The organism is Oleiphilus sp. HI0066 (genome assembly GCF_001635725.1).
In genome coordinates this window covers 1-1,029 of the sequence record NZ_LWFH01001546.1, presented here as the reverse complement: position 1 = coordinate 1,029, position 1,029 = coordinate 1, and the positions used below count along the sequence as shown (strand labels likewise).

Here is a 1,029-nt window from a genome sequence, read left to right as displayed (position 1 = left end):
TTCCAAATTTAACTGTATTATTTAAAGGTAAATATCGTGGAGCTATTGTCTGGCGCCGATATGATTACTCACTCCCTTGCGGACCAAGGCGTTGAGTACATCTACGGATATCCAGGTGGAGCTGCGCTTCATATTTATGATGCGTTGTTTCGACAGGATAAAGTTAAACATATATTAGTTCGTCACGAGCAAGCAGCAGTCCATATGGCTGATGGCTATGCGCGTGCGACAGGTAAAGCGGGAGTTGTATTAGTTACATCAGGTCCAGGTGCAACGAATACGATTACAGGTATCGCAACAGCGTTTACCGACTCTATTCCTATGGTTGTCTTGTGTGGGCAGGTACCTTCAACATTGATTGGTGAAGATGCTTTCCAAGAAACAGACATGATGGGTGTGTCGCGTCCAGTTGTGAAACACAACATGGCGATCAAACATCCTTCAGAAATTCCTGAAACGATTAAAAAGGCGTTTTATATTGCTGAATCTGGTCGACCGGGCCCGGTTGTAATCGATATCCCAAAAGATATGACAGCGCCAAACGAGCGTTTTGAGTATAGCTATCCGAAGAAAGTGAAGCTTCGCTCATACTCGCCGCCAACGCGTGGTCATTCAGGTCAAATTCGAAAAGCAGCTGAGATGCTCTTAAATGCTAAGCGTCCAGTTATATATGCGGGTGGTGGTGTCATTATAGGTGGCGGAACTCAGCAGTTGACGGATTTGGTCAAGCGGTTGAATTACCCAGTGACCTGCACCTTGATGGGTTTGGGTGCTTATCCGGGGACGGGCGAGCATAGTCTAGGCATGCTTGGCATGCATGGGTCTTATGAAGCAAACCAAGCAATGCACCATTCTGATTTGGTTGTGTCAATTGGTGCACGTTTCGATGATCGCGTAACAAATGGCACGGATAAGTTCTGTCCTGGCGCGCGCATTGTTCACGTGGATATCGATCCGGCGAATATTTCAAAAACTATCAAGGTTGATGTGCCAATCGTAGGGCCGGTAGATTCGGTTCTAACTGATCTT

General features: G+C 46.4%; 1 protein-coding gene. It reads left to right on the top strand.

Translation table 11 applies throughout. From position 1 onward, the window contains the following. Positions 1-36: 36 nt before the first annotated feature. A partial coding sequence (locus A3738_RS24005) for a thiamine pyrophosphate-binding protein (protein ID WP_255376200.1) occupies positions 37-1,029 on the top strand: 993 nt, incomplete at its 3' end.